Annotated in this window: 20 protein-coding genes, 2 pseudogenes and 1 CRISPR repeat array; of the genes and pseudogenes, 19 read left to right on the forward strand and 3 right to left on the reverse strand. The window is 44.7% G+C overall.

Going from position 1 to position 24,629, the window contains the following annotated elements:
• Together O9332_RS08155 and O9332_RS08160 are read left to right on the forward strand one after the other, a co-directional pair.
• Window positions 1-129 (forward strand): annotated as a pseudogene (locus O9332_RS08155) (RNA-guided endonuclease TnpB family protein); the annotation flags it as partial.
• A gap of 363 nt (window positions 130-492) precedes the next feature.
• Complete coding sequence (locus O9332_RS08160; RefSeq protein ID WP_002762239.1) at window positions 493-1,875, forward strand: aromatic ring-hydroxylating dioxygenase subunit alpha; 1,383 nt, start codon at window positions 493-495, stop codon at window positions 1,873-1,875.
• 22 nt (window positions 1,876-1,897) lie between these two features.
• On the opposite strand, the gene O9332_RS08165 is transcribed toward O9332_RS08160, so the two are convergent.
• Window positions 1,898-4,021: a serine/threonine-protein kinase gene (locus tag O9332_RS08165; RefSeq protein WP_002762241.1), complete on the reverse strand. Its 2,124-nt coding sequence runs from the start codon at window positions 4,019-4,021 to the stop codon at window positions 1,898-1,900.
• Window positions 4,022-4,230: 209 nt separating this feature from the next.
• Here O9332_RS08165 and O9332_RS08170 point away from each other — a divergent pair, with 209 nt between their 5' ends.
• Both O9332_RS08170 and O9332_RS08175 read left to right on the forward strand, forming a co-directional pair.
• Window positions 4,231-4,899, forward strand: a complete 669-nt coding sequence (locus O9332_RS08170; protein WP_002762243.1) for a hypothetical protein — start codon at window positions 4,231-4,233, stop codon at window positions 4,897-4,899.
• Window positions 4,900-5,435: 536 nt separating this feature from the next.
• Window positions 5,436-6,605, forward strand: a complete 1,170-nt coding sequence (locus O9332_RS08175; RefSeq protein ID WP_002762245.1) for an HhoA/HhoB/HtrA family serine endopeptidase — start codon at window positions 5,436-5,438, stop codon at window positions 6,603-6,605.
• A 68-nt stretch (window positions 6,606-6,673) separates the two neighbouring features.
• On the opposite strand, the gene O9332_RS08180 is transcribed toward O9332_RS08175, so the two are convergent.
• On the reverse strand, window positions 6,674-7,537 hold the full coding sequence (locus tag O9332_RS08180) for a helix-turn-helix transcriptional regulator (protein ID WP_288024828.1): 864 nt from the start codon (window positions 7,535-7,537) through the stop codon (window positions 6,674-6,676).
• 99 nt (window positions 7,538-7,636) lie between these two features.
• Here O9332_RS08180 and cas3 point away from each other — a divergent pair, with 99 nt between their 5' ends.
• From cas3 to cas2, 15 genes and pseudogenes are all read left to right on the forward strand, one after another.
• Window positions 7,637-9,802: a type I-D CRISPR-associated helicase Cas3' gene (gene cas3 / locus O9332_RS08185; RefSeq protein WP_288024831.1), complete on the forward strand. Its 2,166-nt coding sequence runs from the start codon at window positions 7,637-7,639 to the stop codon at window positions 9,800-9,802.
• 32 nt (window positions 9,803-9,834) lie between these two features.
• Window positions 9,835-10,119 carry a BrnT family toxin gene (locus O9332_RS08190; RefSeq protein WP_272081673.1) on the forward strand — a complete coding sequence of 95 codons (285 nt, stop codon included), beginning with the start codon at window positions 9,835-9,837 and terminating at the stop codon, window positions 10,117-10,119.
• Complete coding sequence (locus O9332_RS08195; RefSeq protein ID WP_272081674.1) at window positions 10,116-10,511, forward strand: hypothetical protein; 396 nt, start codon at window positions 10,116-10,118, stop codon at window positions 10,509-10,511. The genes O9332_RS08190 and O9332_RS08195 overlap by 4 nt, the downstream gene beginning before the upstream one ends.
• Before the next feature lie 1,091 nt (window positions 10,512-11,602).
• Window positions 11,603-12,022, forward strand: coding sequence for a type VII toxin-antitoxin system MntA family adenylyltransferase antitoxin (gene mntA, locus O9332_RS08200; protein ID WP_288024834.1), 420 nt, complete (start codon window positions 11,603-11,605; stop codon window positions 12,020-12,022).
• A gap of 41 nt (window positions 12,023-12,063) precedes the next feature.
• Complete coding sequence (hepT, locus tag O9332_RS08205) at window positions 12,064-12,462, forward strand: type VII toxin-antitoxin system HepT family RNase toxin (protein ID WP_002791882.1); 399 nt, start codon at window positions 12,064-12,066, stop codon at window positions 12,460-12,462.
• Window positions 12,455-12,580: pseudogene (locus O9332_RS28355) on the forward strand (type VII toxin-antitoxin system MntA family adenylyltransferase antitoxin); the annotation flags it as partial. The gene hepT and the pseudogene O9332_RS28355, both read left to right, overlap by 8 nt.
• A gap of 281 nt (window positions 12,581-12,861) precedes the next feature.
• Window positions 12,862-16,308 (forward strand): type I-D CRISPR-associated protein Cas10d/Csc3, encoded by a 3,447-nt coding sequence (gene cas10d / locus O9332_RS08215; protein WP_288024841.1) that lies wholly within the window; start codon window positions 12,862-12,864, stop codon window positions 16,306-16,308.
• 17 nt (window positions 16,309-16,325) lie between these two features.
• Window positions 16,326-17,333 (forward strand): type I-D CRISPR-associated protein Cas7/Csc2, encoded by a 1,008-nt coding sequence (gene cas7d / locus O9332_RS08220; protein WP_288024844.1) that lies wholly within the window; start codon window positions 16,326-16,328, stop codon window positions 17,331-17,333.
• 55 nt (window positions 17,334-17,388) lie between these two features.
• Window positions 17,389-18,063, forward strand: a complete 675-nt coding sequence (gene cas5d, locus O9332_RS08225) for a type I-D CRISPR-associated protein Cas5/Csc1 (protein ID WP_002762264.1) — start codon at window positions 17,389-17,391, stop codon at window positions 18,061-18,063.
• Between the two features lie 9 nt (window positions 18,064-18,072).
• Window positions 18,073-18,639, forward strand: coding sequence for a Uma2 family endonuclease (locus O9332_RS08230; RefSeq protein ID WP_002762265.1), 567 nt, complete (start codon window positions 18,073-18,075; stop codon window positions 18,637-18,639).
• Between the two features lie 256 nt (window positions 18,640-18,895).
• On the forward strand, window positions 18,896-19,462 hold the full coding sequence (locus O9332_RS08235) for a Uma2 family endonuclease (RefSeq protein ID WP_002762267.1): 567 nt from the start codon (window positions 18,896-18,898) through the stop codon (window positions 19,460-19,462).
• Window positions 19,462-20,295, forward strand: a complete 834-nt coding sequence (gene cas6 / locus O9332_RS08240) for a CRISPR-associated endoribonuclease Cas6 (RefSeq protein ID WP_002762268.1) — start codon at window positions 19,462-19,464, stop codon at window positions 20,293-20,295. Before O9332_RS08235 ends, cas6 begins: the two co-directional genes overlap by 1 nt.
• Window positions 20,296-20,297: 2 nt before the next feature.
• A complete protein-coding gene (gene cas4, locus O9332_RS08245; RefSeq protein ID WP_002762270.1) occupies window positions 20,298-20,891 on the forward strand; it encodes a CRISPR-associated protein Cas4 in 594 nt (197 codons plus the stop codon).
• 5 nt (window positions 20,892-20,896) lie between these two features.
• The gene (cas1d, locus tag O9332_RS08250) at window positions 20,897-21,901 is read left to right on the forward strand and encodes a type I-D CRISPR-associated endonuclease Cas1d (protein WP_002762272.1); all 1,005 of its coding nucleotides are present in this window, start codon (window positions 20,897-20,899) and stop codon (window positions 21,899-21,901) included.
• 12 nt (window positions 21,902-21,913) lie between these two features.
• Entirely contained in the window at window positions 21,914-22,186 is a 273-nt protein-coding gene (cas2, locus tag O9332_RS08255; RefSeq protein ID WP_002742874.1) for a CRISPR-associated endonuclease Cas2, read from the forward strand.
• 233 nt (window positions 22,187-22,419) lie between these two features.
• Window positions 22,420-24,489: a CRISPR direct-repeat array (repeat unit 37 nt; unit sequence GTTCCAATTAATCTTAAACCCTATTAGGGATTGAAAC).
• Window positions 24,490-24,515: 26 nt separating this feature from the next.
• On the opposite strand, the gene O9332_RS08260 is transcribed toward cas2, so the two are convergent.
• On the reverse strand, window positions 24,516-24,629 hold a 114-nt coding region (locus O9332_RS08260; protein WP_071824397.1), incomplete at its 5' end, for a transposase.

Consider the following 24,629-nt stretch of genomic DNA (forward strand, 5'->3'; position numbering starts at 1 on the left):
AGTAAAAATATTTTGGCCGCAGGGCTTGCGGTGTCAGTCTGTAGAGCGACCATAAGACCAGAACAGAGTAAATCTGTTAAGGCAGGTGCGAAAAATCCTTCGGGAAAGAAGCAGAAACCTAAATCGTGAGGTTTGGGAATCGCCGTCCGTTTTACGGCGGCGAGGATGTCAACAATCTTGTCAAATTTTTGATTAACGTCCCTTTGTAGATTATCTATTTTTTGACTAACATCCTTAACGCTGTCTTTGATATCCTTTAAGACAGTTTCTAGGGAATAAGTGACGGTTTCTCCGGACATTCTGGTAAACTCCCCTTAGTTTCATCTTGATCCTTCTCCCATTCTTGCTTTATCCATGGGAGACTACCCTTTAATTATCACCCCAAAATATAGTGCCAGTGTTTGTTTCCCCAGCAGATACCGGCATCTGTCCCCTTTTGTCGATTAAATTTGTTAGATTTTGGAGGAGAAATGTTAACTTATTTTAAAATTTATGTTGAGCAGCACTGCTACCTATCCCATCGGGGGAACAGATATCGATCGCTTTGATTGTCGTCAAGTTTGGTATCCTATCTACTACGTCAAAGATTTAGACAAAAAGCAGCCCCAACGCTTTACCCTACTAGAAGAGGATTTAGTGATTTGGTGGGACAAAAATCAGCAAGAATGGCGAGTTTTCGAGGATAAATGTCCCCATCGTCTCGCTCCTCTCTCAGAAGGTCGTCTTAACGAAAGCGGACATCTAGAATGTCCCTATCACGGTTGGTCTTTTTCCGGGGGAGGAAACTGTGAATTTATTCCCCAACAACCGGAAAACAGTCAAGCTAACACCTCTCGACGCGCTTGTGTGCGCTCTTTTCCCACGGCTATCCGTCAGGGATTATTATTCGTTTATGCGGGTAATCCCGAAAATGCTCCCCTGACTGCGATTCCAATTATTGAACCCATGGAGGAGGATGCCGATGCTTGGATTTGTTTGGATACCTTTCGAGATCTACCCTACTCGGCCGTCACTTTAATCGAAAATATTATCGATTCTAGTCATGTTCCCTATACCCATCATCTCACCATCGGTAATCGGGCCAATGCCGCTCCTATGGAGTTAGAAATTATCGAGTCCAATCGTCAGGGATTTAAGGGAATTTGGCCCGAAGGACCGCGTAAAGGTAAATTAGGTCAACAATACAGCAATTTTATCGCCCCCGGATTCATTTACCACGATCTCACCTCGGAAAAGTTCGGACGGACTTTAACAGCTGTCTATGCAACTCCAATCCGTCAGGGAGAATGTCGTCTCTTTGCTCGTTTTCCCTTTAAATTTAACTCTAAACTGCCGAAATTCTTCATTAAGCTTACCCCCACTTGGTATTCCCACATCAATCAAAACGCTATTCTTGAAGATGATCAGATTTTTCTCTACTATCAAGAGCGTTATCTGCAAGCTCAGGGGGATAGTCGGAATTTTAGTCAAGCTTGTTATCTCCCTACCAAAGCGGATTTATTCGTGTTTGAGTATCGCAATTGGGTTAATCAATACCAAGCTGATCCTTTCGCCGGTCAACCTTTTCCCCCCCGACAATCAAAAGAGATTCTCCTGGAACGCTATCACTCCCATACCAAAAATTGTGCTGTTTGTCAAGGGGCTTTAAAAAATATTAATCGTCTGCGGGGGTTAACAATAGCGATCGCTATTGTTCTTGGTCTATCTTTACCACTTTTAGCCCTAATTTTCGGTCAATCGGCCCTCCTTCCCGTGACAGTGCTGACAGCATTAACTGTCCTTATGGTGGCAGTTTATTGGCGCTTGGGAGAACTGATAAAACAGTTTTATCAAGGACGGGAACTATTGCCGAGAAATACCGGCAAAAAGCGATAAAGCTGCCGAAAAAGAGCGGAAGTTAGGGAACCTGTTCCTCATTATCGACTTTGGGGGTTTGGTTTTGGGAAGATTGCTGAAGTTCTTGCCAGCGAGTTTCTGCCAGTTGTTTTTGTGTTTGCACTTCTCGGTCATTGGAACGATAACGAAGTGATTCTTGATAAGCTTGAATCGCTCGCTCGTATTGACCGAGTTTAAAGCAACTATTGCCTAAACTTTTCCAGGTTTCGGGGTTATCTTTTTGTCTTTGAATCGCCTGTTGATAGGCGATTATGGCTTGGGAATAGTCGCCTAAACGATACCAAGCGTTACCGATACCGATAAAAACTTCGGCTTTTTGGGAAGAAATGCGGCGAGCTTTTTCGTAGGATGCGATCGCTTCTTGAAATCTTTCCATTTGATGAAGTAATGCCCCTTGATTTAACCAAGCTTGATAATAATTAGAATTGGCTTTAGTTGCTTGAGTAAATGCCTCCAAAGCTTCTGACTTGCGGTCTAATTTTTGCAGAATAATCCCTTGACTATAGTGAGCTTGGGAAAATTGGGGATTAAATTGTCCGGCTTTGCTATAACTTTCTAAAGCATCATTAATTTTATTTAATTGATACAAACTATTACCTTTTTGATACCAAATTAAGGCATTATCCGATTCGAGCGCTAGAGCCTGATCGTAGGCTTTAACTGCCCCTTCATAATCCTCAATATTTTGTAATGACCAGCCTTTTTTATACCAGGTTTTGGCATCATTTTGCTGAAAAGTTAACAATTTGTCAAGAGCTTTTTGGGCGGCGGAATATTGTTGCAGTTCTAGATAGATATCGGCCTTACCTTGCCAAGCTTGACTAGCGGCAGGATTAAGAGATAAGACCCGCTCAAAACTTTCCAAAGCCTCTTGATTTTTGCCTAACTTATCTAAAGCTTGCCCGCGACCGAGCCAAGCTTGCCAAGCGGAATCTGGGTTAATTTGAATAGCTTTTTCGTAGGTATTTAAAGCTTCCGAGTATCTTTTTAAAGCTAATAAAGCATCAGCTTTTCCTTGCAATGCCTCAAGATAATCGGGATTAATTTTTAAGGCTTGACCATAGGAATTAAGGGCATCAGTATAGCGTTTGAGTTGATAAAAAGTCTGACCTTGTTGATAGTAATCAAGAGAATTACGAGAATTTTGCCAATAATCAAAACCCAGATAAGCGCCCGCTATTAAGCCAATTGTCCCAGAGACAACCAGGATTTTTGTTAGCCAAGATTTCCCTGGACGAGCAATCGGACCTTGAGGTTTCACCCCCTGGGTAGTTTTCGTGGCGAGATGATGAATTTTCCCTAATTTTCTCAGATCGATTAATGTTTCACCAGCGCTGGTATAACGCTGACGAAAATCATAGCGGATCATGCGCTCGATAACATAACTAAACTCGGCGCTAGTCATGGCCAAATGTTGCCAGAGAATTTCCCCCGTGCGAGCATCCAGTGGAATATCTTCGGGCTCTTTACCGGTTAAAGCTTGTAATCCAATAATACCAGTGGCATAGATATCGCTACTAAAACGCGGATAACCTTGGGCCTGTTCACTGGGGAAATAACCAGGGGTACCAATAGCGATGGTAGAAACGGTTTTACCTTCTTTAACCACTTGAGTGCTAATTTGTTTGACAGCACCAAAATCAATTAAAACCAATTGATGATCTTGGCTGCGACGAATAAGATTGAAGGGATTAACATCGCGATGGATCACCTGTTTCTGATGGACAAATTCGAGAATTGAGAGAATTTCTGTTAATAAAGCCACCACTTTCCCTTCATCTTGCCTATAGACACCGGCAGTAATTTCTGTGGCTAAATCTTCCCCTTCAATGTATTCTTGCACGAGGAAAAATTGCCCATTTTCCTCAAAATAAGCAAATAAACAGGGAATATGGCGATGAATGCCCAATTCTTGCAGGATTTTCGCCTCGGTTTCAAAGAGTCGTCTAGCGATGGCTACAGTTTCGGCATCCTGGCACTGGGGTTTAAATTGTTTGATCACACAGCGATTTTGATTGGGTAACTGGCGATCGCAGGCCAAGAAAGTTTGTCCGAATCCCCCTTTTCCCAATTGACGGATAATTTGGTAGCGATGACTAAGGATTTTTCCGGCAGCGAGTTCCATAGACGATGGCAATCCGAGGTTTTTTACTATTCTAGGCTTTTCGGCTCTCTTTTGCGGTCGATGGACAAAATGCGGAAACTTTCCCCACTCCACTTTTTTCCCTATAGAGAGAGAAAAAATTCCCTGTTGAGGGGACTGACATGACAGACAGAAAAAAATAATCTAGAAACAGAGAAAGTTCACTGTTGTTTTTTGAGAGGATAACCGCTATGTCTATGAATCCTGTTACTAGAGCCAGTACAGCTTTACTGATTACCCTGCTCATGGGGTCGATGTCCGGTACTTTTCCCGTCCTCGCTCAAAGTAATATTAATCGGCAACGTCTCATCGCTCAACAAATCTCGATTCCGGTGGGAACAGTTATCCCTTTGAATTACGAGAAAGCCGATAAAATTTTAGTTTCTAAAAGTGATGTTATTCCTCTGACTTTAACCGTAGCCAGAGATATTCGTAACCGCAATGGGATTGTGGTGATTGCAGCGGGAAGTGAAGTCAAGGGTACTTTAGAAGCAGCCGGCCGAGGTGTGCGGTTTATTGCCGATGAAATTCGCCTTGATGGGGGCAATCGCACCATTCCCCTCAATGCTACTTCGCGATTAATTACTACCACTGAAACCCTGCGTAAAGGGGCAAAAACTCAAGATATCTTAGGGGGAACCCTCGCCGGTGCGGGGGCAGCCACAGCGATCGCTGCTCTTACGGGCGATCGCAAGATCGAAGTTCTCGATGTCTTAGCGGGGGCAGCCGTGGGAACCCTTGCAGGATGGGGCTTACCGGCGGCGGGAATTGTCGGTGGTAGTTCCGTGCAGTTATACTCTGTTAACCCCGATCGAGATTTAAATATTACCCTGCAATCGCCCCTAGTGATCAGAGATTAGTTAGGGTCTGCTGAAAAAGTTTTTCGTGGGGGCAGGGTGTGGGGTGTGGGGTGTGGGGTGTAGGGTTTTACCGATTTTGAGGTAGTCAGTTACCTAATTTTCAGGGAAAAAGTCCAGGAATTTTACCCCCGATCACTCCAATGGTAGGCACTTTTTGAGGTCAAAAAAGTCTAAAAGCCTTATCCAACAAGGTTTTTAGATTTATTCAGCCAGCCCTAGTTAACGGCAAACCTTAACCAAATCCGCCAGCAGACGGATTTGGTGTCAACTCATTGGTTTAAGCTGCCCGCGCCTTTAAATTGCTTGTTGAGACGAGACGAGACAAGAGACAAGAGACAAGACCCCCCAACCCTACCCGACATCGGGGGGGCAAGGGGTGGCAAGGGGCGGCAAGGGGGGGGGGCAGCTAATCTAAGGATAGGCGGTTAAGATGCGTCTTAGTTTAATCGGAGCGATCGATTTGTTAGATTTTTAATAGTCGGTCTGTGAACCGATAGACAGAAACAGTCAAAACATCAGAATTCAGAGATCAAAGTATGAAACTTCCTACAGGGTTACGGCGAACTATTACCCACGCTTTAGCAACTTTTCTGGGAATTATGCTCGGTTTTAGCAGTTTAGCGGCGGTAAATGCTCAAAATCTGCCCAGCACTGCCGCCGATCTGGCCAGAATTCCCCCGGAGATGACGGCGGAAAGTTTTGTCGCTAAGGCAGTGGCGCGCACGGGTGCGGCAGTAGTGCGAATTGACACCGAAGCGATCATTACTCGTCCCAATAGCCCCTTTTTTGATGATCCTTTTTTTCAGGAGTTTTTTGGGGAACAGTTTCGTCTTCCCACCCAGCAGCGAGTTGCTGGCCAGGGATCGGGTTTTATTATCGATGGCAGTGGTTTAATCTTAACTAATGCCCATGTGGTCGATAATGCCGATAAGGTAACGGTAACTTTAAAAGATGGTCGTAGCTTCAAAGGAGAAGTACGCGGCACTGATGAGATCACTGATTTAGCCGTGGTGAAAATTAATCCCCAAGGGGAAAATTTACCTGTAGCCGTCCTCGGCAATTCCGCATCCATACAAGTGGGGGACTGGGCGATCGCAGTAGGCAATCCCGTCGGTCTAGATAATACGGTAACTTTAGGAATTATTAGCACGATCGGGCGCTCGGCGGCTAAGGCGGGTGTTCCCGATAAACGCATTGATTTTATCCAAACCGATGCCGCTATTAACCCGGGTAATTCCGGCGGTCCTTTACTCAACGCCCAAGGGGAAGTCATCGGCATCAATACGGCGATTCGTGCCGATGCCATGGGCATCGGTTTTGCCATTCCCATCGACCGGGCCAAGCAGTTACAAGCGACCCTAGAATCAGGTCAAAAGGTGGCCCATCCCTATATCGGTGTGCAGATGGTTAATCTAACTCCCGATTTAGCCCAGGCTAATAATCAAAACCCCAATTCTGCCATGATCGTCCCGGAAGTGTCGGGAATTTTGGTGGTGAAAGTCCTACCCAATACCCCCGCCGAAAAAGCCGGGATCCGTCGCGGGGATGTGATTGTTAAAGCTAATAATCAACCGGTTAGCGATGGCGGTCAGTTACAGGAAATGGTGGAAAAAACTGGAATCGGTCAATCTTTACCCCTCAGAATCAGAAGGGGGGAAAGGGCGATCGATCTCACCGTAATCACCGCCCAAATGTCAAATCAGTAATCGGCAGTCAGTGATCAGTTATCAGATGTGAGTTTTCATGCCTTGATTGAGCAGCGACGAAAATCTTTTCAGGACTCGTAGCGCCGATAAAGCCGCTGCAACTTGTCATAGAAACGCTTGCGGACTTTTTCCGGGGAGATCAGCAAGCAATCTTCTCCGTAGGGGAGAATTTCGCGGAAAAACCAGAAGCTACTCGTTACCTGTCGGGTAATCTGCCGGACGAGGGGATCGTTCGAGATCAATTCGTTGGCGATATCGATAGCGGTTTTAGTCCGGTACGATCGAGCTAATCCATCGAATAGCTGAAACTCGGCCGACACACTATCAAGCTGATTGCGCCATTTGCCCCTAGGGATTGGGGTAATTAAGGAATCGCTGGGGATTCGATCGAGCCGTAAACTCCAATTATGCTGTAGTTCGGAAATATCTTGATTTCCCTCGGTTTCCTCGCACCAACAATCGAGATATAAGCGATCCTCGTGACGATTGATAGCGGCATGGTAAAGATGGAATTGCCAGATTCGATCGCCGGCATCCTGATAGGATAACTGAAACGGTTGTTGTCGGAGAATGCAGCGATCGAGTTCTAACCGCCATGGTGGGGGAGGATTATCGAGGCGGTCTTCTAGCTCTTTGCGTAAGGGTCCCGGCAGTTCGCTCCGTTCTAATAGTAGTTTAGTTAGTTCTAGGGCGATGGGGATTTGCCCAGCATCGATGAGAGAATCGATCGCCTGTTGGAGCATCTGCAAGCGATCGGGCTTCCAGTCGTGATTAGGAGCGATTTTAAGCTTATTACGGGCAATTTCTTTGATTAACTTCGATATATTCGGTTTATCTCCCCAAAATAGCCCAAATTCACTGGCAAGGATTTCTAGGGACTGTTTTTCTTTTTCACTGACCGATAAAGTGATTGATTGTCCTATCCGGCTCATAGTTTATAAATATACGGACACTTTTTCTGTTAAGGTACTTGTCCATCCCTATTATCGTGGTTAGTATGGAAGATAGCAAGGAATTACGGACAGAAATTCATGGTAAATTATCAAGTAACGCTCAGGCCAGTCTATTCCTGTCCCGCGGACGAGATACCAGACGGGATCAAGGTTCCGCAAGGATGGCGGTTATCGTGGCATCAGGTGGAGACGTGGAAAGCACTCAACAATCCCGATGTCGATGTGATTTTCAATACGGCCATGACGGGGGACGGGAAAAGTCTAGCGGCCTACCTGCGAACTTTGCAAGGATATTTCCCGATTATGGGACTCTACCCAACCAACGAACTGGCGCGGGATCAGCGGGGTCAGATCGAGGCATATATTCAACGATTTCAACCAACGGATCAACCCCGGGTCAATCTTTTAACCGGTCCCGAGTTGGAATTGTACGCCGAACGGGATGGGAAAACGAAAGCGATCGCTCTAGAGACTCGATCGAAACAGTCGGAAATTCTCTTAACTAACCCCGATATTTTCCATTATCTGCATCGGGGGGCCTATTTAACCCCCTACGATAACCCCGATCAGCTATGGAACCGGATCGATAAACATTTCGATCTCTTCCTATTCGATGAATTTCACGTTTTCGGCACGCCACAGGTCGCCAGTATTATCAATACCATGCTTCTAATCCGACGGGCCAATCGTGGGAAACGATACCTGTTTTTGTCCGCGACTCCCGACGAGGGTTTACTAAAACGATTGGATAAAGCGGGGTTTCGCTATCGATCGATCGACCCGGTAAGAGAAGGAAAATACCGGTTTCCCGATACCCCAGAAGAGGCCAATTCCCTCGCTCAAAGGGGATGGCGACAAGTAACCTCGGAAATCGAGCTATCTTTTATTCCTTTACCGTCGAGTTTTCAAACTTCGGAAAATTGGTTGAAGGAAAATAAAGAGCGAATTTTAGACTATTTTAAGCGATACCCCGGCAGCAAGGGCGCGATTATTCTCAATTCGATCGCTTCGGTTAAACGTCTGCTGCCGATTTTCCGAGAATTATTGGCGACTATCGGTTTAACAGTGGGGGAAAATACGGGTCTTTCGGGAACGCGGGAGAAGTTGGCATCGTTAAATCGTGATCTGGTGATCGGAACGAGTACCATCGATGTGGGGGTGGACTTCAAGATTAATTTTCTCATTTTCGAGTCGTCGGATGCGGGAAATTTTATTCAACGTTTCGGCCGTTTAGGCCGTCACAGCGGCTACGATCGAAAGGGAACGGCGGTAAAATTTACTAACTTCACAGCGATCGCTCTGGTTCCGAAATTTTTCCTAGAACGGTTATTCGAGAAGAAAGACGCACCGTTACAAGTCGGGGAACGGTATGACCGAATTCAGCTACAGGAGGCCATCAAGAGTAACTACCGTCATATCAATAATTTCGAGGGTTATTACCAACGTTGGGGAGCGGTACAATCATTTCAACTCTGGTGGAATTTAGGGAGTCCGAAGATCAAATCCCAATACGGGGAAAGTCGCCAGAAGTTTCAACAGGAATGCGAGGAGGTTTTCGATACCAGTTTAAAACGGGTCGCCGGTCGGGTGAAAGGATGGGCCGACGAATGGAAGGAGTTATCGGGGAAAAGCGGTAATCCGATTTTCGAGGATGCGTCTAGTTTTCGCGGGTCGAGTCCGTTATTATGCGGGTTATACGATTCGACGGAACTGGAGGAATGCGATCGCTTTAAAACCTACGATTTACCCAGTATTCTCGGTAATCTAGAGGTGGAGGTGTGGAGAAAAGGCGAGTTTAAGCGCCAGATCGAGGCCACGAAAACACCGATCGCGCGCAGACGTTTCGATTATTGTCTCGCGTTTCTGAATTTAAAGGGATATCGAGAGGAACGGTTAAACTGGCGCTTTACCTACGACGGCGATTTAGGCGAGATTGCCTCCGCGTGGAAAGTACAGGTTTTGACGGGAATCGGTGTTTGGCAACCGGATAATCCTTGGCTCGATCGAATTAGTCGGGAGTTACGGGATCAGGCTCTGGTTAGCTTCGTTCTTGCCTATCCCGTTGCCGCAGTTCGCCAACGCTTACAATTACCGATGCACTTCGGTATTTATCCGATTAGTGACGAGAGTAGTATTCATTTTCCCCTGTCACCCTATTCTATAGCGATCGGTCAATCGGCTTTGTTGTTGGATACTCTCGCTCATCGGTTCAAAGGTCAAGGGGGTGAGGTGTGGATCTGTTGACACGGAACAATTGAGTGTTTTAGCTTCAAAGGATGAAAAGAGTAAGATGGAATCAAGAAAAAAACGAGCAGTTACAACGAGAGCGGTATCTATCTTTCGAGATGGTAGAGGAAGCTATCTATCGAGGAGAGGTATTGGACGATAAAGTTCATCCCAATCGAGCGCGTTACCCGAATCAAAGAATTCTCATTGTCAAGCTGAATGATTATGCCTACGAAGTTCCTTACGTCGTCAACGAATCGGAAATTTTTCTAAAAACGATCATTCCATCTCGAAAAGCTACGAAAAAGTACCTTAAAAAAGGTGATTCAACATGAAAACCAACGATACAAGCTCTTTTGATGCTTCACTCGATCCAGCTACCTTACACGCTCGGAGAACCGATATCAGTAACCTCGATCCGGAGGAACGAGAGCTACTAGAATCTTACGAGCGAGGGGAGTGGGTTTCGGATTTTAGCCCGGAACGATTGCAAGAGTTACAATCATATGTTCGAGAAACGTGGAAGTTACGCGACCAAGAAGAAGGCACACTTCAAAAACTGCTCGCTATTCTTAGTGACGGTCAGTGGCACTCTGCGGATGAACTAGCTTCTAAAGTAGGCTCCCGCTTTGGTCAGACAATTTTCGAGATGCGCCGAAAGGGATATTCAATAGAAAAACAAGAGATCGCTCGCGAGCGATTTGAATATAGAATAGCTTCGACCTAAAAGCGATATTTCAAGTACAAATCGCTTAAGGCAACGTTTTTAGGCGATCCCTAATAGGGATTAAAGCTTGCTCTGAATGAAAAAGCTTACGGCAGTAAGTTTAGACTTATTCATTTCAATCCCTGATAGGGATTCGGGATGGAGAACTAGAGCGGCTTTTCAGTGATTCCCGATCCTTATGATACCGGTCTCCCGTTGAATAAGTCTACGCTTAGTGATCGTTGAATAGGTCTACAACTTATTTCCTAGAAAATTGATCGCTGTGCTATCGCGCTCGCTAAACTTAAGATGTTGAATTCGCTGATAAGCTAAACGGCTTTTACTTCGGATCACCGATATAGACTCCAAAAGGGTTATAGCTATTGGATCATGCAGGTTAAGCGCCGTTTAGCTTACAAAGGAGGTGATCATGTTGAAGCGCGCGACTAACCTTCAAAAACTGCTGGCAGTCCTCGCGGACGGTCGATGGCACCCCGCGGACGAACTTGCGTTTAAAGTGAGTTTTCGTTTCGGGCATACCGTTTTCGTGGCTCGCCGGAAAGGTTATTCTATCGAGATCCGAAAGATAGCTCACAACACATTCGAGTACAGGCTGACCTCAGCCTAGCAGACGCGATAACCGAGGCGATTATCCCTCTAGTCGTGATAATCTCTCGACCCGCTCCGGCTCTTCTCGACTTTGTGTGATAATTTTTGCTTATGAAATCGTGAAATGTTTACTGGGAAAGACTTTTAGGACTATTTGGTTAAATAAACTATCAGTATAGACCTCGTTTCCACACAGAAACCAGAAGAGCCCCGCTCCTTGCAAGAGTAGGGAAGCATCCTCACTAAGTAGCTTGCGACATTAAGTTTAGGCGTATGTACTCTCAAACCCCCAAAGATAAATCTATGGCTGGTTTAGCGACTGACGGGAACCTTGAATAATCGTCTTATCGTAAGGCAAGCACGGCTTCAAGCTTCGTTCAAACGAACTTGCCTTCTTTAAGAATTATATTTTTCAAGGTTCCCCTGCCCCGAACTCCTGTGATTGCAGTTACGGAAAACCTCGCTTCCCTCTCTTTTCTCAATAAACATAGGTAAGAAAAGATATGACTGACCTAGCGGATAAAATCACACCGCTCGCCGAACAGCTACCGAATTTACAAATGTTAATTCTCTTCGGTTCTAGAGCGCGAGGCGATCATCGACCCGATAGCGATTGGGATTTCGCGGTGCTATACGAGGAAGGAAGCAATCGAAAGGATATTTCGAGCCAGTTTAAGATTTATTCACTGCTCGAACAAGCTTTAGAGATTCCCGAGGACAAAATTGATGTGATTGATTTAAAAGGATGTTCGCCGATCCTCGCTCACTATGTCGCGCGGGATGGTCAACTTCTATACGAACGGGAAACGGGACTATTCGAGGGATTTAAAGAAAAATTTCTCATGAATCCTGAAGAATCGAAAGCGTTATACCGTCAATTACGGAATAATCTAGAGATTTCTCTACGAGAAAAAGGAGTGTAAATGCTATTCAACCTCTGATTGCGATAGACGAATTAAACCTCATGAATCAATACCTCGCCGAACTTAGCGAGTACGGTTCGATCACCTTAGAGGATTATCGTACATTAAGAGAACGTCAATTAGCCATAGAAAGGTTAATTCAGCTTATCGTTCAAACTGGCATCGATATCAATTACCAGATTTTAAAATGTTTAGATATCGAGTCTCCGAATAATGCTCGCGACGCATTATTTCAAATCGTAGAACTGGGAATCTTAGAAGAACACCTAGCCGTTCAACTGGCCGAGTCTATTAAATTAAGAAACTTACTCGTACACTTATACAAGAAAATTGATCCCGATATTGTTCATTCCTCGATCGCTAATATTTTACGAGATTATCCCCGCTACCAACGCTCGATCGTTCAATATCTAGATTCCTTGGAGGCAGAAAATGGTTAGAAATACGAAAGAATTGAAAATTATCAATACAGTCAATAGAATAACCACGACTGTGGAAAAAATACCGAATTTAAAACTATTAATTCTCTTCGGTTCTAGAGCGCGCAGAGAGCATCGACAATACGAGGCGATTTTATCTCAAACAAATTACCGACTATTTAGGGTTTGCGGCAAAAAGTACGGGCGAAGCATTCGGATAGAAAATCTCCGGTTTCACCGATAAGTTATTGCCCGAATGCTTCGCCCCTACAGGACGCGGGCCGATGAAGACGCAAGGTTTAGAAGCACGATTCTCTCAAAATCTTGCACCTGTTTCGCGAGAACAGCCACAAAACCCCTATCTTGCCTACATTTCACATTTATTCAGCAAGCCCTATTTAGACTCTCTAGAGGTGAAAGATGCCTAAAAAACAAAAAAAATTAGAGGAAACGGGACAGTTAAATCTATTCGATAACACTACAGAAATTGACGATGAAGATCTGGATTTTGAGTTCGAGGATATTGATTTAGAATCTCTTTCTGGCGAAGATTTAGGAATTAGCGAATCGGTAAGCGATCGCCGAGTCGAAACCGTTCGCCAACTGCTAACCCTAAAACTCCTACGGGAGGCGATTCGAGCCGAAAACCCCGACGATCGAGTTATGGCAGATTTTGCCGAAATGGTATTACCCAATTTACTCCGATTAGCGATCGGGGTAACGGCAAAAGGAGGAAATTTCTTCGAGGAAATCGATCGCCGTCGGGAATTAGAGGGAAAAGGCAAAGTTCGACGGGATAATGCAGGAGATCAATCTCTCAATACTCATTTACTTAATGGATTATTTCCCGCTAATCTCATCGAAAAACGACTAGAAAAACTCAATACTACCGTTCGACGGGTAGTAAAGGAATGCGAGCGCAGGTTGGCGATCGCTGGGTTTATTCTCCACGATTTCGAGAAATTCCGCTACTCGCTTTTTCCCGGGATGCCGGCGAAATATATCGAGATTAACGAGGACTTCGATCGAGATATCCGCAAACTATCACGAGAGGAACATCGAGAGATTTTTCAAGTATTGGTTCCCGAATTAGGATTAGATCGCTTTTTATTTTCCGATCAACCAGAAAAATGGACTGAATATCTTGATGATTTGATATACATCGCTAAAAATGCCCAGCGTCGGAATGATACTGATCGAAATACCTCGGAAGATGGGTTAAATACTCGCTTAAACAATAGCGCTCTCGAAAGTTTAACCGATCTTGCCTGTCTAGCCGATCGCTTGGCTTCCATTATTAAACACCCCCACGATGCGGAAAAAGCTCCGTTACAAGACCTTTTATACAGCCTCAGCGATGGGGAACTAAAATTCACTTACCACAGCATCGCCGAAAACCGCGGGGTACTAACGAACGTACTTAATAACGCGGTGATGGAAGCACATCAAGAACTAGACTATCAGCCTTTACTTTACTTGCCTACGGGAGTTGTCTATATCGCCCCCAAAAACGCGCCAGAAGTGTCCCTAGAAACCTTACCGAATCGAGTGGTGGACACGATTAAATCCCTCTGTAGCGGCGAATTACAGCGTAAACAAACGGGATTCGGTAGAGATGGCAAGGGGATGAAATACGCAGATTACTACAGCCAATTTTTCGACGATGCTGGGTTAATGCGCGCTGCCCTCAACGCCACCCTTCGCATCCTCGGTGATAATAAAGCGTCCGTGGCCCGAAGTCGCGGCGAAAACCTGATTAAATTTCAACAACAGGGCGTTTTACCGACGGATTACGATTTTCATTGTGAAAATGATATCCGCATCGATCGCCTAGCGGAATTCGGGGACGTGGTGACGCGGAAAATCTGGGGCGATCGCTTGGAAAAAATCGAACAGGCGCGAAAATTGCAGAAAAACTTACCCGCACCGCCGGATTTAGATTTAATTAGCGAGATCGCACATTATTGGAATCTAGAAAATTATCTGCCACAAATCCGAGCGATCAAGCGTATTAATGAATCGTTAAAAGAACTCAAACTGAAAGGCAATACGGGAGGGGTTCCCTACGAATGGTATTATCTAGCGGCGCAATACCTGAAACAGCATCCCGGAATCGAGGATATTAGACCCGTTGCAGAAGATTTAATCGCTTTTCTCGCCGCAAAAATCGCCGCCATAGTTGCGGGATATAACTTACCCGATGGTTGGGAGGATTTGCGAGAGTGGGTTAATCAAGTGGTGCAGTTACCCGGTCGGGAATTGGCCCACTCGATCGAAATCTTCCAGAAAGAATTAAACCACTACAACGCCGCTAAAAAACAAGGTCGCGGCCGTCAACTTCTCTGTTCGATCTCCCATTCTCCCTATAGTGTCAGCGAACAGATGGAATCGGCGGTTCTTTTCACTCCCCAAGTCTATACTAATAAACAAATGCTGGCAGGCTCGAACGCCAAACGAAACATTTCCAGTATCGCGGGAACGGAAATGATGTTGCGTCAGATTCTTATGAATCAAACCCAAGCGGTAGGAAAACGTTTCGAGGACGGCAAATATCGCTATCTGTACTTTTACCCGACCTATTATTTTACTCCCGAAACCAATAGTTTTTTACAAAAAGCCTACGCTAACATCGCTCAAACTCGTTTTGATAGCTCGATAAAGTTGCACTTTGTCGATAAGGATCTGGTCGCTAACTTCGATCGAACCCGTTATCAGAGTGTTGATAGTTTCCTGATCGATGAAAAATTAAGGCAGAAAAAGGAAACAATTAACGAGGAGGAAGATGGCAAAAAAGACCGCACTTTTAAACTATCCTATCCCGAAGATAAACCCCTAACCTTTTATTTTATAGCCCTACCTCCGGGCCGCAATCCCACCGATACGGAATCCTGGGTTATGCCGGCATGGTTAGGATTAGCTTTCCCGATGATTTTAGATGTCAAAACGGTGGTTTCTGAGTCTCCTATTCCTCCCTATCGCGACGGTGCGGAATTTGAAGAGACGGTATTTCTCGACAGTGCGCCCCAAGCGATCCGGTCCTTAACTCGACGCGATCGATTCCGTCTCGATCGAGTCTTGAACCCATGGCAAGATAATGACGGAAAAAAATATTCCGCCCCCTTAAATACCCTAACCGCAGCCTATTCTATTCATTTAGACGTGAACTCGAAGCAGGGTAAGACGGGTTATGACCCCAATTGGGGCAAATTAACGGAACTCGCTATCAATTTAGAAACCAGTCCTCTCTATGTTTTTCATTACCTTAAACAGTGGAAACGGGGCAAAGATGCCGATATACCGAGCGCTAATCGAATCGCTCTGTATCTCTACGATTTTTATCCTTGTTTCGATCCTTACGTTACAGAAGTTCACCGTTCTAATTTCACAATTAATATGGAAGAGCAATCCCCGTTAAATCACCCGAAAAAATTAACCGAATTGTATCGTCAATTCTATCGAGCTAATAAACGATATAACCCGAAAGCAAACGCGGTTTTAAAACCGATAGATGTGGCCGCCGATACGATTCTCAAAGCAGGAATGTATCAGGGAGAAGCCCTAGTTTCTGTAGTAGCGGCGGAAGTGGCCAGCTTAATGAATCGGGTTCATGCTTCTACAGCAGAAGGTCGCTGGATTTTATCCGATCGAGAACAGGAAAGACAGAAAATATTGTCTTTTGCTCGTTATTTTGTGATCGATGTGTTCGAGGGTTCTTTTAAGGGCGATCGAGCGCGTCTAGCTGGCAGACAATTAAACCTCCTTCGCGATACCTGCGAATTTCTTTACCGTCTCGAACAGGACAGAGAAAATCAAGAGTTAAAAGCCCAGGGTCAAACTGTGGATGAAGATTCTGAAAACAATAATTAATTCAAGGAGTACCTACCATGTCTTTACTGAAAACCCTCGATCCTAAATTCTTTCATGGCGAGATTCCCTACAAACCGATGGGAAAATACGTTCACTTTTTGACTATTCGAGTCACAGAATCTTATCCTTTATTTCAAACAGATGGAGACCTAAATAAAGCTCGTGTTCGTGCGGGAATTGATAGCAAAAAAACGATTAGTCGTTTATCGATGTTTAAACGTAAGCAATCAACTCCAGAACGCCTAGTCGGTCGAGAATTACTCAGAAACTACAAATTAATTACCGCCGAAGAATGTGAGTACAATGTAAAATTTGCCATGAATAACCCCGACTGTATTATTTATGGTTTTGCTATCGGTGATTCGGGTTCAGAAAAATCGAAAGTAGTAGTAGATACGGCTTTTTCGATCACACCCTTTGATGAATCCCATGAAAGTTTTACTTTAAACGCTCCCTACGAGAATGGTACTATGGCATCGAAGGGAGAAAATAACACAAAAGTAGGGGAAGTGACTAGCCGAATTAACCAGCAGGATCACATTCGTCCGCAGGTGTTTTTCCCTAGTATTGTCACGCTCAAAGATCCGACAGAAGCAAGTTTTCTCTACGTTTTTAATAACATCCTGCGTACCCGTCACTACGGCGCGCAAACTACCCGGACGGGACGGGTAAGAAATGAGCTTATCGGTGTTATTTTTGCCGATGGGGAAATTGTTAGTAATTTGCGCTGGACACAGGCAATATATGATCGCCTTCCCGATGAAGTATTACACTCGATCGATCCCTTAGATGAGGATTTAGTTATGGAAAAAGCCACCGAAGCAATACAAGCATTAATGGCGGAAGAATTTATCGTTCATACCGATTTTATCGGGGAAAATTTTCAACCTTTATTAACCGAGGTGAAAACTCTCACGGCTACGGAAGCAGGAATTTTATCGATTCTAAATCAAGCGGATAAAGAAGCGAAAGACTACGCTAAGAAACATATCGCCGAGAAAAAACCAGCCGCTCAAAAACCGTAAATTTCAGTAGGGTGAGTAATTTCTCACCCTATATCCTCGCAATTTTTAAAGAGTTATGGTACATATTTATTCCTGTCAATTAGAACTGCACGATAGTCTTTATTACGCAACCCGTGAAATCGGCAGACTCTACGAAAGCGAACCCGTAATTCATAATTACGCGCTCTGTTATGCTTTGGGATTGGTAAATAGCGATAGTTATCGTTACTTCTGTTCCGAACAGATTCCCCAGTACCAAGAACATTTAAATCCTCTTAACGAAGAGAAAATTTATGTCACTCCCGCACGGGCGATCGTTCATACGGCGGTTCTCAATACTTGGAAATATGCCAATAATAACTATCATGTGGAGATGGAAAAAACCCAGAAAAATATTCCCAGTTTTGGCAGAGCAAAAGAAATCGCTCCCGAAAGTGTTTTTGAATGTTTTATCATTTCCCATCACCCCCTACAACTTCCTAAATGGATTCGTTTGGGAAAATGGATGAGTAAAGCGGAAGTAAAACTGACAGAACTTTCCCTATCAAAACAAAAAGAGGATTTATTTATTTATCCCTATCCTTTAAATCCTCTCGATGTTATGTTTACCCATCAGGTGATTGGCTACGATGTGATTAATATGCCTCCCGTTAGTTTAATCCGTAATGTGAGAATGCGCGGGGAATATTACCAAATAAGCGATCGTCCCGATCTCAAAATTCCCGTTCGATTGTCCTATCACTTCGGTTGAAAATTGACCATGACTCTTATCTCTTCTAAATCCCTCACTTTACCGGAATTTTTCTCACTAACCGCTCCCGAGGGCGATATTACCTATGAATTAGTCGATGGAGAAGCGATCCCAAAAATGTCACCGAAATTCTTTCATTCTCGTTTAACTCTGGCTTTATCTTCTATACTCGATCGCTGGAATCAAGGACGGGGAGAAGTGGGAATCGAATGGGCGATCATTCTCAGCAAAAACGATCGAGATTGGTGTCCCGTTCCCGATCTTCTCTACATTTCCCTGGAAAGGTTAGGAGATATTACCCTCACCGATGAAGCTTGTCCCGTTCCCCCGGAATTAGTCATCGAAATTATCTCTCCGGAACAATCTTTCAGCAGCCTGAGCGAAAAAGCCGTGGACTACCTAAAAGCGGGAGTCAGTCGCGTCTGGATCGTCGATCCCCGGGCCAAGCAGATCACGATTTTCTATCCCGATGCACCCCCGGCGATTAAAAAAGGCGATGACGAGATTAGCGATATTCTCCTCCCCGATTTAACCCTAACTCCCAGACAAATTTTTGCCAAGGCCCGATTAAGTTAAGTAGGTAGGCGTTAAAAATCATCAGATGCCCCCCTTATTAAGGGGGATCCCCCCGCCTATCGGCACCCCCCTTATCAAGGGGGGCAGGGGGGATCGACACCCCCCTTATCAAGGGGGGCAGGGGGGATCGAAGCTAAAGTCCATTTTTAATTTAATTATAACCAGCTACTTAATGCCCTACAGTCTCGTTATAAGCGATCGCCCCGATCTGAAAATTCCCGCTCGATTGTCCTATCGCTTCGGTTGAAAATTGACCATGACTCTTATATCTTCTAAATCCCTCACTTTACCAGAATTTCTCTCGCTAACCGATCCCGATGGCGATATTACCTATGAATTAGTCGATGGAGAAGCGATCGCAAAAATGTCACCGAAATTCTTTCATTCTCGTTTAACTGGTGCTTTATTTCTCGTACTCGATCGCTGGAATCAAGGACGGGGAGAAGTGGGAATCGAATGGGCAATCATTCTCAGCAAAAACGATCGAGATTGGTGTCCCGTTCCCGATCTTCTCTACATTTCCCCGGAAAGGTTAGGAGATATTCCCCTCACCGATGAAGCTTGTCCCGTTCCCCCGGAATTAGTCATCGAAATTATCTCTCCGGAACAATCCTTCAGCAGCCTGAGCGAAAAAGCCGTGGACTACCTAAAAGCGGGAGTCAGTCGCGTCTGGATCGTCGATCCCCGGGCCAAGCAGATCACAATTTTCTATCCCGACGCACCCCCGGCGATTAAAAAAGGCGATGACGAAATTAGCGATATTCTCCTTCCCGATTTAACCCTAACCCCCAGACAAATTTTTGCCAAGGCCCGATTAAGTTAATGCCCTACAGTCTCGTTCTCAATCTCACACCCCGATCGCCGATCTATCCGAATTTTCTCACCGGACGACACCTTCACGCGCTATTCCTTACCCTTGTCAGTAGTGTTGATCAGGAATTAGGGAACATTCTACACGCAGCCGAGGCAGATAAAGCCTTCACCTTATCGCCACTACAGATGCAATCCGGGGGAAAAACGATAAATTCCCCGCAGTGGCGACACGAACGGGAGATCGCCCCCGAAACTCCCTGCTGGTGGCGGATTTCTCTGCTCGATGACCGATTATTTGGTAAATTAACTTCGCTCTGGTTGAATCTCAATCCAAAACAACCCTGGCATCTCGGTTCCGCCGATCTCGTCATCACTAGCGTCCTCGCCACCCCGCAATCGGTTCAACCCTGGGCGAACTCTTGTACTTATCAAGACCTGTATGAAAACGCCTCGGAAACGAATCGGGAATTTAATTTCCTTTTCGCTACCCCCGTCACCTTCCGGCAGGGAAAATTCGATAGTGCCTTACCGACGCGGGAACTGGTGTTTAATAGCCTTCTCGGTCGTTGGAATCGCTATAGCGGTATCCCCTTCGATTCTATTGCCCTAGAGTCGATTTTCCCCAGTTTCTTCGATATTCAAACGAAATTAGCCGACGAAGCCTATAAAAACCATTCGATCGGTTGTGTGGGTGAGATTCACTATCGTCTTTTGGGAGAGGTGGAACCCGCAAAGATTAAAGCGATTAATGTACTGGCGGATTTTGCCCTCTATGCGGGAGTGGGACGGAAAACCACCATGGGAATGGGGATGACTCGCAGAATTGCTAAGGAGAAAAGATAGCCATGGATGAATCTGATTACATACCGATCGCCGCTCTCAACCATTACGCCTACTGTCCCCACCGTTGTTGGAGAATGTTCGTCGCCGGGGAATTTCTCGATAATAGCTACACGATCGAGGGAACAAATTTACACGAGCGAGTTCACACCGTCGGGGCGGCAACCCGCGAGGAAATATGGCAAATTCGGGCGATCTGGCTTAAATCAGATAATTACCGTCTCATCGGTAAAGCCGATCTGATCGAGTCCCAGGATGGCGAATTTATCCCCGTGGAATACAAACGGGGCAGTAAAGGCGAATGGGATAACGACGAGTTGCAGGTGTGCGCTCAAGCTCTGTGTTTGGAAGAAATGACTGGAAAAAGGCTAGATACCGGCTATATCTACTATGCCAGTTCTCACCAGCGTCAACCGGTGGCGATCGATCTTGCTCTACGGCAACGGGCGATCGCTACGATCCGAGCAGTTGAAACCCTGATCCAGACGGGAAAAATGCCCCCGGCGGTCTATTCTCCCCGCTGCAAGGGATGCAGTTTGTTCGATCGCTGCTTGCCCCGATTAACCGAAAAAGTCCAACGATATCGAGAGGAAGACTAAAAAATATGGGAACGGTATATGTGACAAGAGAAGACGCATTTCTCGGCAAAAATGACGAGCGTTTAACGGTCAAAGCATCCAAGGAAACGATCCTCGATGTACCTCTATTGAACGTGGAAGGAGTGGTGATTTTCGGACGGGGTTCAGTTTCTCCCGCATTGGTGATCGAATTGTTGGAACGTCATATTCCGCTCAGTTTCGTCACATCCACCGGACGCTATCTCGGTAGATTGGAACCGGAGATGACCAAAAATATTTTCGTTCGTCGAGCGCAATGGCAGGCCGCCGGCGATTCTCCGAAAGCCATTCAATTAGTGCGGGGATTCGTCCGCGGCAAGCTGAAGAATTACCGCAACATTCTACTCCGTCGTCAACGAGATCGAAAAGAGTTGGATTTACAAACGGCGATCGCTTGTTTGGAAGCAGCGATCGGCTCGATCGCAACAACCTCGGCGATCGATTCTCTCCGGGGTTTAGAAGGAGCCGGAAGCGCAGCCTATTTCAGTTGTTTTGATTCCTTAATTCTCGGCGATACTTTTACCTTTACCTCGCGTAACCGTCGCCCCCCGCGAGATCCGGTCAATTCTCTTTTGAGTCTGGGTTATGCGTTATTGCGCCATGACGTGCAGAGTGCGATCAATTTGGTCGGTTTTGACCCCTATCTCGGTTATCTTCACTATCAACGCTACGGTCGCCCCTCGCTGGCACTAGATCTGATGGAAGAATTTAGAGCGATCGTCGTTGATGCCGTGGTTCTCAATGGGGTCAATCATCCTTATCTTACCCCCGAACATTTCACCACCGAACCCTTAAGCGGTGCGGTTTCCTTGACGAGAGAGGGATTACAGATTTTCCTGCGCTTGTACGAACAGAAGAAACAATCCAAGTTTAAGCATCCGGTAATGGGTAAACAGTGTACTTATCAAGAAGCTTTCGAGATTCAGGCCCGACTAATGGCGAAATATCTCATGGACGAGACGGATAAGTATCCACCTTTGATTTTAAAGTAGATAGAGGCGATCATGTATTTTGTTGTCAGTTACGATATTTCCGACGATAAGCGACGAACCAAAATTCACAATACGTTAAAGTCCTACGGCCAACGGGTGCAGTATAGTGTTTTTGAGTGCGATCTAACCGATACCCAGTACGCTAAGCTGCGCGGGCGCTTGAGTAAGTTGATCAAACCCGATACCGATAGCATCCGCTTTTATTTTCTCTGCGCCTGTTGTCGGGGTAAAGTGGAACGCATCGGTGGTGAGTTACCCCGGGATAATACAATTTTTTTTGTTTAGCTCGGTTGCGCTTCCGGGTAGCTGTAAAAATCCTTAACTATTATCTGGTGGCTGAAAAGCTTATGGAATATAGATTCGAGATGATTTTCCTTTCCAACGCGGGGCGCACCTTATCCCGTAAGGTTTTGCGGGTTCTTGAAGAAGTGGGTCACTTGCTGTACAATGGGTTTATTGCGGGTGCGGCGCAACGGAACCTTGAAAATCCCATAGCGTACGGCTTTTACCACTGGGCGGTTCCAATTAATCTTAAACCCTATTAGGGATTGAAACCGGCAGATTCCGAATTTCTAGTTGTTACACCAGTTCCAATTAATCTTAAACCCTATTAGGGATTGAAACTCTGTATTTCCAAATTTCCAGTTAACTTAATCCCGTTCCAATTAATCTTAAACCCTATTAGGGATTGAAACGGAGACATATTGGCTTCGGCAGCCGCTTCTACCAGTTCCAATTAATCTTAAACCCTATTAGGGATTGAAACGAGGCTTTATTTGGATCGACTGTGATCAAGCGGCAAGTTCCAATTAATCTTAAACCCTATTAGGGATTGAAACCGTTTAACCGCCAACTCCACCGGATCACCCTCAAGTTCCAATTAATCTTAAACCCTATTAGGGATTGAAACCGGCTGTGGCTTGCCGATGGAAAAACTGATGCTCTCAAGTTCCAATTAATCTTAAACCCTATTAGGGATTGAAACAAGCAGAATACCTTGATGAAGAAGGGGAGAATTTAGGGTTCCAATTAATCTTAAACCCTATTAGGGATTGAAACTTTCCAGTAGAAACCCCGCCTAAGTCTGCACAATAGTTCCAATTAATCTTAAACCCTATTAGGGATTGAAACTTTTGCGAAAAGGGCGCTCTAAAAGGAGAAAAAGTTCCAATTAATCTTAAACCCTATTAGGGATTGAAACTAATGTAAGAGGTTTTACAGTAGCTGGGGAGTTTATTGTTCCAATTAATCTTAAACCCTATTAGGGATTGAAACCGTAGGTAAGGATTAATGCCCATCGGACATATAATTGTTCCAATTAATCTTAAACCCTATTAGGGATTGAAACAACTTGCAGCTATTTTTAAAGATTTGCTTGACTAGTTCCAATTAATCTTAAACCCTATTAGGGATTGAAACCCGCGATCGTATCGGGATCATCGTGGTGCAAACCGTCTCGGGTTCCAATTAATCTTAAACCCTATTAGGGATTGAAACCACAGCCCTTTCCCCCTCAGATACCTCCTAGGTGATTTTCAAGTTCCAATTAATCTTAAACCCTATTAGGGATTGAAACAAAAAGGGGGAATAGCTATGGCTTGTTAATGCTTGTTCCAGTTCCAATTAATCTTAAACCCTATTAGGGATTGAAACTTTTCCCCAGCAATCACCGGGGGGGGAGTATAATGTTCCAATTAATCTTAAACCCTATTAGGGATTGAAACTATGTGTTGCTCTCCTAATGCCACTTCATCTTATGGTTCCAATTAATCTTAAACCCTATTAGGGATTGAAACTCTTAGAAAAAGTTTTTTTAAGGTATTGACAAAAGTTCCAATTAATCTTAAACCCTATTAGGGATTGAAACTCAAGCCAGATCGCCCGAAGCTTAATCGAGGTAAGGTTCCAATTAATCTTAAACCCTATTAGGGATTGAAACAAAAACAGATGCTAACTTGTTTATGCTTTCTATAGTTCCAATTAATCTTAAACCCTATTAGGGATTGAAACCGTGTGTACCGGAAGGATTATTTTGATAAAGAAAAGTTCCAATTAATCTTAAACCCTATTAGGGATTGAAACTTGCTTTGACCTGAGTATCAGCTTCCTGAAAAAGGTTCCAATTAATCTTAAACCCTATTAGGGATTGAAACATCCAGTGCCTTTTAAAGAGGCACTGGCAACGAGTTCCAATTAATCTTAAACCCTATTAGGGATTGAAACGTCGATTTTCTACTAGAACACTGGCCAAGTAATCAGGTTCCAATTAATCTTAAACCCTATTAGGGATTGAAACACTTTTGACCCGGCAATTTATCAGTTAAGCTGGTGTTCCAATTAATCTTAAACCCTATTAGGGATTGAAACAACGAAGCATCAAATAAAAAAGCCACTTCTAAAACTGTTCCAATTAATCTTAAACCCTATTAGGGATTGAAACATCGGAAAAATTGTAAATTCCTGATAGGGCGATCGTTCCAATTAATCTTAAACCCTATTAGGGATTGAAACCAATTCAGTTGTAGTCAAGGAATCAAGAATAGAATCAAAAGTTCCAATTAATCTTAAACCCTATTAGGGATTGAAACGGCTCTTCGTTACTCTTTATGCTAAATCAACATACAAGATGCCAAGACAACATACTTCTAACCCAAAAATTCCGAAAGTTTCTCAAGCCATAGGCTCTCCGTTTTATTAGTTTAAGTTTATTGTTGATTCCCTCGACCAT

The sequence above is a fragment of the Microcystis sp. LE19-10.1B genome (assembly GCF_027530565.1).
Classification (GTDB): domain Bacteria; phylum Cyanobacteriota; class Cyanobacteriia; order Cyanobacteriales; family Microcystaceae; genus Microcystis; species Microcystis aeruginosa.

What these genes read in the sequence shown, in the direction of transcription:
- cas5d (WP_002762264.1), top strand. Translation starts at nt 17,389, where the DNA reads ATGGTACATATTTATTCCTGTCAATTAGAACTGCACGATAGTCTTTAT.
- cas1d (WP_002762272.1), top strand. Translation starts at nt 20,897, where the DNA reads ATGGGAACGGTATATGTGACAAGAGAAGACGCATTTCTCGGCAAAAAT.
- cas6 (WP_002762268.1), top strand. Translation starts at nt 19,462, where the DNA reads ATGCCCTACAGTCTCGTTCTCAATCTCACACCCCGATCGCCGATCTAT.
- O9332_RS08160 (WP_002762239.1), top strand. Translation starts at nt 493, where the DNA reads ATGTTGAGCAGCACTGCTACCTATCCCATCGGGGGAACAGATATCGAT.
- O9332_RS08235 (WP_002762267.1), top strand. Translation starts at nt 18,896, where the DNA reads ATGACTCTTATATCTTCTAAATCCCTCACTTTACCAGAATTTCTCTCG.
- cas3 (WP_288024831.1), top strand. Translation starts at nt 7,637, where the DNA reads ATGGTAAATTATCAAGTAACGCTCAGGCCAGTCTATTCCTGTCCCGCG.
- cas7d (WP_288024844.1), top strand. Translation starts at nt 16,326, where the DNA reads ATGTCTTTACTGAAAACCCTCGATCCTAAATTCTTTCATGGCGAGATT.
- O9332_RS08190 (WP_272081673.1), top strand. Translation starts at nt 9,835, where the DNA reads ATGAAAAGAGTAAGATGGAATCAAGAAAAAAACGAGCAGTTACAACGA.
- cas4 (WP_002762270.1), top strand. Translation starts at nt 20,298, where the DNA reads ATGGATGAATCTGATTACATACCGATCGCCGCTCTCAACCATTACGCC.
- O9332_RS08195 (WP_272081674.1), top strand. Translation starts at nt 10,116, where the DNA reads ATGAAAACCAACGATACAAGCTCTTTTGATGCTTCACTCGATCCAGCT.
- O9332_RS08170 (WP_002762243.1), top strand. Translation starts at nt 4,231, where the DNA reads ATGTCTATGAATCCTGTTACTAGAGCCAGTACAGCTTTACTGATTACC.
- O9332_RS08165 (WP_002762241.1), bottom strand. Translation starts at nt 4,021, where the DNA reads ATGGAACTCGCTGCCGGAAAAATCCTTAGTCATCGCTACCAAATTATC.
- cas2 (WP_002742874.1), top strand. Translation starts at nt 21,914, where the DNA reads ATGTATTTTGTTGTCAGTTACGATATTTCCGACGATAAGCGACGAACC.
- O9332_RS08230 (WP_002762265.1), top strand. Translation starts at nt 18,073, where the DNA reads ATGACTCTTATCTCTTCTAAATCCCTCACTTTACCGGAATTTTTCTCA.
- mntA (WP_288024834.1), top strand. Translation starts at nt 11,603, where the DNA reads ATGACTGACCTAGCGGATAAAATCACACCGCTCGCCGAACAGCTACCG.
- O9332_RS08180 (WP_288024828.1), bottom strand. Translation starts at nt 7,537, where the DNA reads ATGAGCCGGATAGGACAATCAATCACTTTATCGGTCAGTGAAAAAGAA.
- cas10d (WP_288024841.1), top strand. Translation starts at nt 12,862, where the DNA reads ATGCCTAAAAAACAAAAAAAATTAGAGGAAACGGGACAGTTAAATCTA.
- O9332_RS08175 (WP_002762245.1), top strand. Translation starts at nt 5,436, where the DNA reads ATGAAACTTCCTACAGGGTTACGGCGAACTATTACCCACGCTTTAGCA.
- hepT (WP_002791882.1), top strand. Translation starts at nt 12,064, where the DNA reads ATGAATCAATACCTCGCCGAACTTAGCGAGTACGGTTCGATCACCTTA.